Source organism: Labrys miyagiensis (assembly GCF_030160835.1).
Taxonomy (GTDB): domain Bacteria; phylum Pseudomonadota; class Alphaproteobacteria; order Rhizobiales; family Labraceae; genus Labrys; species Labrys miyagiensis.
Map to the genome: position 1 here is coordinate 1 of NZ_BSPC01000082.1, position 6,436 is coordinate 6,436.

A 6,436-nucleotide genomic window follows, 5' to 3' on the forward strand; every position below is an offset into this window, starting at 1 on the left:
CCATCGCCGACAGCAGCCGAAATCCGAAATCTCCATAGCCATCGACCTGTGGCCCGCGGGTTCCTTCCTCGGGGACTTTCGTACGCCTGCCGGCGCCCGAAACTCTTCACGAAGGCGGACCGGCAACTTTCAAAGGAGATGCACGACAAGCGGACAGGGCCGTCATTCTATCCGCGGATTACCAACGCCATCGCGACGGCGGTCAACACGATCGCACCCGGCAAGTGGCCCCAATCGCGATGACGGATCAGCGTGATCACCGCGGCGAGCAGGATCATGACGCTGCCAACCGCGCCAGCACGTGATGTAGCCGGGATCAGCAGCAACAATCCTGCCGCCACCTCAAAGCCGCCCGTCAGCCGATGAAAACCCGCCGGATAACCCCAGCGCGCGAAGGATTCGTGGACCGATCGAGGGCCGGCGAAGTTGACCGCGCCAGCCCCGATCATGACGATGCCGAGCACCATCGGAAGCCAGACAACGATGAATGCGCCTGCCGTTGTCATGACGGCTGGCCAAGCGGCGGCACGGCGCCGACCTGGGTGAAGATGTCGAGAGTGTTGAGCTCATCCCAGTGTTCGACGAAGCGTCCATCCTCGACCCGCCAGATGTCGATCGAGCGCATGGCAAAGGCGTCCCCCGTCGCGGGATAGCCGAGGAAGTTTCCCATGTGCGTGCCCTGATAGCGGTAGCGGCCCACCACGCGTGTGCCGTCCGCCGATACGAAGACGTCCTCGGCGAACACCTTGAGGTCGGGCACGCCCGCGATGATCGCGCCGAAGGCCTTTTTGACACCCTCTGGACCGGGCTCGGCGAAGGGGTTGTGGTTCACATAGTTGGGCGCGACGATTTCATCGAAACGCGACATGTCGTGGCTGGAAACGATCTCGGCGAAAAGTTGGCCGAGCTTGGCTGAAGCGATTGACATCTGAGGCTCCTGGTTTAAACGAGACTAACTGGTCTCGTATAAGCTAGATAGCGAGACTGACCAGTCTCGTCAAGGAGCGCTCATGACAAATGTGACCTCGCCACGATCCGGACGCCTTCTCGACCCTGCCAAGCACGTGGCGATCCTTGACGGCGCGCGCGCGGTGTTCCTGAGAGAGGGGTTCGCGCAAGGATCGATGGATGCCGTCGCGGCGGAAGCCGGCGTCGGCAAGCAGACCATCTATCGCCACTTCCGGTCGAAGGAGGCGCTGGTTGAGGCGCTGGTCGAGGCGATGTGCGCGCCCGAGGTCCTCCAGCCGCCGCGCAGCTCGCTGCCTACCCGGGAGCGGCTGCGTGACCTGCTGCTGACCTTCGCGGTCGGAGTTGCCAGCCCGGACAGCATCCGCCTTTACCGTGCCATTGTCGCGGAGGCCGATCGGATGCCCGGGCTGGGGCGTCTATTCTGGGAGGCGGGGCCGCGCCAAGTCCGCGCCGCGATCGCGCAGCTGTGGGCAGACAAGCATGACGCCGCGACGGCCCCCATCGTCGCCGAGCAACTCGTCCAGCTCGCGCTGGGCGACGCATACCAGGAACTGGTCCTGGGGACCGGGTCACCCACGCCCGAGGACTTCGAGCGGCAGATCGACGCGGCGCTCGCTCTCCTGGGATCGACATCCCCGCAACGGGAGGAAACCGGTTAGGTTCCGTCCGCTTCGCGACTGCCATCGACCACTACGGCATGACCGAAACGGGGCGCGAGGCCGAAGGTCCGCCATCGGCTCGGAAACCAATGTCCGGAGCTGGCGCCGACCGGTATAAGATTAATTGACCCTTATGAAACGTTCAGCATGCCTGCCTAGCGGAAATCCTTGGGATCTTGGACTCTCTCTCGCGCGCGCGGTCGAGGTTCTGAGGAAGGAGCAAAAACGCCGTCTCCGCGCAGCGCGGTAACGCCTACACTGAGCGGCATAAGCTGACAGACAAACATAAGGGCCACCGCCAAATTGGGTTCCAATCGAATTGGCGAGCTAAAGCGTTTTGCGATTTGACGGACTCGGCAAGAATCGCAAAGACGCGTCGAAACAAAGAGTGAGAGCAAAGCAGCGTTTGCGCCTGAACGCGCTTTGCTCTAGCTGACATCTGCGCCGATCTTCACTCTGGCGATGTAGGCGTTGTGCGGATGTTCTTGGCTCGGGGTTGAGTGAGGTGTCGTTCGAGAGCTCCTGCGAACTTCCGCGAGGCAGGTGTACGGCTCGTATTGCGCGGCAGCGATTGCGGGATACAAGCGTGAGTTCTGTTGGCGCGCGCTCAAGTCGAATATGTTTGCCTATCGGCTTTCCTGATGCGGCAGGTCGATCAGATGCCGTGTGCCGGCGGCAACATCGTAAGTGTGGAACGAATTCATGTTCCGCCCATACAAGTGCAGGCTGACGCACGTTTCCAGCCCCTCGGCGACGCCGGTCATGTGGATATGATCGGGGTTCGGCACAAAACTGGTCACCGAGCCTGGATTTAGCAGAATCACCCCGCCTCGACGCAGGCGGATGCCGGTGTCCCCCGTGATCTCGCCGTCGATCGCCATATAAGAGCGCTCCTCCAGCAGCCCTTGGACGATACCGACCACACCCCAGCTGCCGTGGTCGTGCACCGGAGTCCATTGCCCTGGCAACCACACCAGTGCAAACAGCGACAGATGTCCGTCGGACGATATATGAATAGCATTGCGCTGATAGTGTTCTGGGTTGGAGCGGAAGTGATCGGGCTGCAGGAACGATCTGTCTGAGTCCAGAAGGCGCCGCATCAACGGCGCGATATTGGTCACCCGCTCTGCCGCATCTTCGTAGCGGGTGACTACCGCGTGCGCGTCGGCGATAAAGCGATCCAGAACGTGGTCCACGGCGATCTCCAAATCACGAAGTGAACGTTCCGAGGGACGTTGACGACCTGCGATGATAGACTGAGTTGCCGACGCGTGAGCGGGCCGCTCGCCTTATGTCGCCCAACGCGCCGAGACCTGTGATGTAGTCGGCGTGCAGGTGCGTATCAGCAGCCTTGACCAGCTTGATGTCGAGTTCGCGTACGAGCTGGAGATAGCGCTCGACTGTCTCCAGCACAGAATCGATGATCAGTGCTTCGCCGCCTGGCGGTTCGCGAGTAGGCAGGAGGAGGTGCATGAAATGCAGTCGAAGAGCTGACGGGAGATCATTTCTGTCACATCCCTCCTGAAGTCTCGCGACCGTTATAGCCAGGACAGCTACACCTGCGGCTGCGGCACGATCCGAATATAAGGCTTCGGCGCCTTCCAACCGTCCGGATACTGCTGCTTGGCGTCGTCGTCCGAGACGGAGCCGGCAATAATGACTTCCTCGCCGTTCTTCCAGTTCACGGGCGTAGCAACCTTATGCTTGGCGGTGAGCTGGAGCGAGTCGATGACGCGTAGCACCTCGTCGAAATTGCGACCGGTGGTCATCGGATAGACCAGAATGAGCTTCACCTTTTTGTCCGGCGCGATGACGAAAACGTTGCGCACCGTCTGGTTGTCGGCGGGGGTCCGTTTAGTTGGGTCTCCCGATACGGCCGCGGGCAGCATTCCGTAGAGCTTCGAGACATTGTAGTCGACATCGGCAATCATAGGATAGTTCGGCGCGAAACCTTGGGTCTCCTCGATGTCCTTCGCCCAGCCTGCATGGCGATCGATCGGATCGACCGACAGCCCGATGATCTTTACGCCGCGCTTGTCGAACTCCGGTTTAATTCTGGCCATATAGCCAAGTTCGGTGGTGCAGACCGGCGTGAAGTCCTTTGGGTGGGAGAACAGCACCACCCACTTGTTGTCGATCCAGTCGTGGAAGCGGATATTGCCTTCGGTGGTTACCGCATCGAAATCAGGAACCGTGTCGTTGAGTTGCAGAGCCATGGTTTATCTCCGGATAAATCTTGCCTTGCAGTACATCTGCGAAGCTTCATCGACATGGCGGATCTACGCCAATCTGATCGTCTGGCGCACGCAGTGCCGGTACGCTCTGGGTCTACGCCTAGGGCCAAATTCTGGAAGACCTCGCGCGAGGAAAGAGCTGGATTTCTTTGTCTTTTCCTGGAAGATGGGATTGGAATTCCAAGCGACCTAAAGCGTTTTGCGATTTGCCGGAATCGGCAAGAATCGCAAAGACGCGTCGAAACAAAGAGTTAAGAGCAAAGCAGCGTTTACGCCTAAACGCGCTTTGCTCTGGCGTTCGGGTGGGGTGGCGAGTGGCACGGGATATCGACAAAAAGCTGCGCCTAACGGCGGCTCTGCTGGGCGCCGTCACCTCCAAAGACCTTGCCAAGATGTTTCGGCGTGTCAACTCGTCCACCTCATTTGATGTCAATCGTGCTTACAAATGGCTGCAAGGACGTGCCCGTCCGCGTGAGCGTCAGTTGTATGAGGATTGGGCGAAGGTGCTGGACCTAGACCGGTCCGGTGATTGGGTCGCTGAATGCGACACGGAATCCTTCCTGGGTGAGATATGTGCTCGTCACCATCGTGACCCCGACACACTTCGAGGCCGCGCCGAAGCGTCGATCGCGCTGGCAAACGGGCACGAGCCAGACTTGGCGTTGACCGGCGTCTTCGCCTGCTATTCGCACGCTTGGTCACCATATTTTCGCGGCCGGCTGATCCGGGGAGAACTGTCGATCGCGATAGTGCCAAATCCCCGCAGACTCGTCGCGACTTATGCAGAGGTCCTGCCAACGGGACGACTTCAGCTCGAAGGTTCTGTTACCGTTGGCAAGCGCCTCGTGCGCCTGAACCTGCGAGAGCGCGCTGGCGACGCGGAGTTCTTCCTTTGCCTCTTTCCCGCATCCCCACCGGTTAGCATCCTCGGTGGGCTGATGTGCGGCGGGACGATCATCGATCTTGACGCTCGCCCCTCCGTGACCCGCATCGCCATCGTGCGTCTTCCTACGACCAGCGCACGACTCTTGCATGAGGCCGAATCCTATCTCCCAGCCAACGGCTTGATATCTCACGATTTAGCGGCACTGGGCCTGCCGATTGCGGATACTGCCGCAGTCGACCAGCGACTCGGTGAATTTCTCTCAGGCGTTGGAAACGGTATCGACCAGATTTCCCTTGCGACATATGGGCGGGTGGTGGAATTATTCGACCGAGCTTGGCTAGCACAGGGAGCAGACGCCACAGCTTAGATGTTTTTATGCCGGCTTACTGCAGCGCCGATGGAACGGGCTGACGCCCCCGCAGCCGCGCTCAAGCCGATGATCAGGTCCATGAAGGACAAGCTCGACAGGGTTGGACGGGATGAAGCTTTCTCGCCGAATAACAACAGACACAAGGCGAACAGATCTTGACAGGCGCATCCTTTCGTGCCCCACTCGGACTTGGGATGAGCACCTGCGGGCCGATCCGGATCCTGGTTGGCTCGCCGCTTTCGCCCACCCCGGTTGATTCCGGTTTGTCCCTGCGGCACGCCAGAGCAAAGCGCGTTTAAGCGTAAACGCTGCTCTGCTCTAACTCTTTGTTTCGACGCGTCTTTGCGATTCTTGCCGATTCCGGAAAATCGCAAAACGCTTTAGCCGCATCGCCCTTTTGCCCCGCTCGTCATGGCGGCAAACAGGACGGGGGCGGTGGAGCGGGGGATCACGCAGGCGGGCTCAGCCAACCGCAGGTGATCCCCGATGAGAAACGCGGGGGATCGTAGCGCTGATGCGTGAGGGCCTGTCATTCGTGGAGATCGCCGGGCGTGTCGGCGTGTCAAAGTCGAGCCTCTGCAACCACGCGGACAGCCTCCGGGCGATACTGGTGGTGGTCGAGGCCGGCGAACTGAATTCCAACCAAGGAGCGAACAATGATGTCGCGACGGGTATTGGGGCGTATGCCACTCACGGAACAGAGATTGAAGTCCATGGAGCAGCAGGGGCTTATCGACGCGGTGATTGCGAAACGTCTGGGAATATCACGCCAGGCGGTGTCCTCCGCTCGAAAGCGCTGGAACCTCCCGAAAGGGGTGAGAAAGCGAGACGTCCCGCCTGAGGTGTCTGAGAACTATAAGGCCGAGGACTGACAGGATCGATGCCGCAAGTGAAGCTTCAGGCCCGATCTTGATACCTTTCCAGCGCATTTGACGTGATGTCCGCTTCTTGTCGTCTCATCGATCCCGAGAGCGTCTAGGATGAGGGCGCGCGCGGAAAGCCAGGTATGGGGGCTCGCGTTCGATGTCGGTTCGTGGCGCGAGCCGAACCTTCAAACGGGTCTATGAAGGAAAAGCTCGGCATGGCCGAACGGGGTGAAGCTTTCTCACAGGATTGCTCTCCCACAATTCAACGTCCTCAAACGCTCTCTCGGACATAAAACGAACAGATCTTGACGAGCGTGCCTTTTCCTGTCCTACTCCCGCCTGGTATGAAGCACCCGCGGGCCGATCCGGATCCTGGTTGGCCCCGCCGCTTCCGTCCACCCCGGTTGATTCCGGTTTATCCCGGCGGCACGCCAGCCGCAGCGCTCTTTTGC

At 60.0% G+C, this 6,436-nt stretch carries 7 protein-coding genes and 1 pseudogene; 3 read left to right on the forward strand and 5 right to left on the reverse strand.

What is annotated here, in order from left to right; translation table 11 throughout:
- Window positions 1–167 precede the first annotated feature (167 nt).
- Both QQL24_RS33845 and QQL24_RS33850 read right to left on the reverse strand, forming a co-directional pair.
- Window positions 168–506 (reverse strand): DoxX family protein, encoded by a 339-nt coding sequence (locus tag QQL24_RS33845; protein ID WP_284316730.1) that lies wholly within the window; start codon window positions 504–506, stop codon window positions 168–170.
- The gene (locus QQL24_RS33850) at window positions 503–928 is read right to left on the reverse strand and encodes an ester cyclase (RefSeq protein WP_284316731.1); all 426 of its coding nucleotides are present in this window, start codon (window positions 926–928) and stop codon (window positions 503–505) included. The genes QQL24_RS33845 and QQL24_RS33850 overlap by 4 nt, the downstream gene beginning before the upstream one ends.
- Window positions 929–1,010: 82 nt before the next feature.
- Here QQL24_RS33850 and QQL24_RS33855 point away from each other — a divergent pair, with 82 nt between their 5' ends.
- Window positions 1,011–1,628, forward strand: coding sequence for a TetR/AcrR family transcriptional regulator (locus QQL24_RS33855; RefSeq protein ID WP_284316732.1), 618 nt, complete (start codon window positions 1,011–1,013; stop codon window positions 1,626–1,628).
- A gap of 626 nt (window positions 1,629–2,254) precedes the next feature.
- On the opposite strand, the gene QQL24_RS33860 is transcribed toward QQL24_RS33855, so the two are convergent.
- The 3 genes and pseudogenes from QQL24_RS33860 to QQL24_RS33870 form a co-directional block, all read right to left on the reverse strand.
- Window positions 2,255–2,824, reverse strand: a complete 570-nt coding sequence (locus tag QQL24_RS33860) for a cysteine dioxygenase family protein (protein WP_284316733.1) — start codon at window positions 2,822–2,824, stop codon at window positions 2,255–2,257.
- A gap of 97 nt (window positions 2,825–2,921) precedes the next feature.
- Window positions 2,922–3,133: pseudogene (locus QQL24_RS33865) on the reverse strand (MBL fold metallo-hydrolase); the annotation flags it as partial.
- 48 nt (window positions 3,134–3,181) lie between these two features.
- Entirely contained in the window at window positions 3,182–3,844 is a 663-nt protein-coding gene (locus QQL24_RS33870; RefSeq protein WP_284316734.1) for a peroxiredoxin, read from the reverse strand.
- Window positions 3,845–4,176: 332 nt separating this feature from the next.
- Here QQL24_RS33870 and QQL24_RS33875 point away from each other — a divergent pair, with 332 nt between their 5' ends.
- On the forward strand, window positions 4,177–5,115 hold the full coding sequence (locus QQL24_RS33875; RefSeq protein ID WP_284316735.1) for a hypothetical protein: 939 nt from the start codon (window positions 4,177–4,179) through the stop codon (window positions 5,113–5,115).
- Window positions 5,116–5,831: 716 nt separating this feature from the next.
- On the forward strand, window positions 5,832–5,990 hold the full coding sequence (locus tag QQL24_RS36770; protein WP_431310800.1) for a helix-turn-helix domain-containing protein: 159 nt from the start codon (window positions 5,832–5,834) through the stop codon (window positions 5,988–5,990).
- Window positions 5,991–6,436 lie beyond the last annotated feature (446 nt).

Bases quoted from the DNA above. Each gene is read 5' to 3' on its own strand.
- QQL24_RS33845 (WP_284316730.1), bottom strand. From the start codon at position 506: ATGACAACGGCAGGCGCATTCATCGTTGTCTGGCTTCCGATGGTGCTC.
- QQL24_RS33850 (WP_284316731.1), bottom strand. From the start codon at position 928: ATGTCAATCGCTTCAGCCAAGCTCGGCCAACTTTTCGCCGAGATCGTT.
- QQL24_RS33855 (WP_284316732.1), top strand. From the start codon at position 1,011: ATGACAAATGTGACCTCGCCACGATCCGGACGCCTTCTCGACCCTGCC.
- QQL24_RS33870 (WP_284316734.1), bottom strand. From the start codon at position 3,844: ATGGCTCTGCAACTCAACGACACGGTTCCTGATTTCGATGCGGTAACC.
- QQL24_RS36770 (WP_431310800.1), top strand. From the start codon at position 5,832: ATGGAGCAGCAGGGGCTTATCGACGCGGTGATTGCGAAACGTCTGGGA.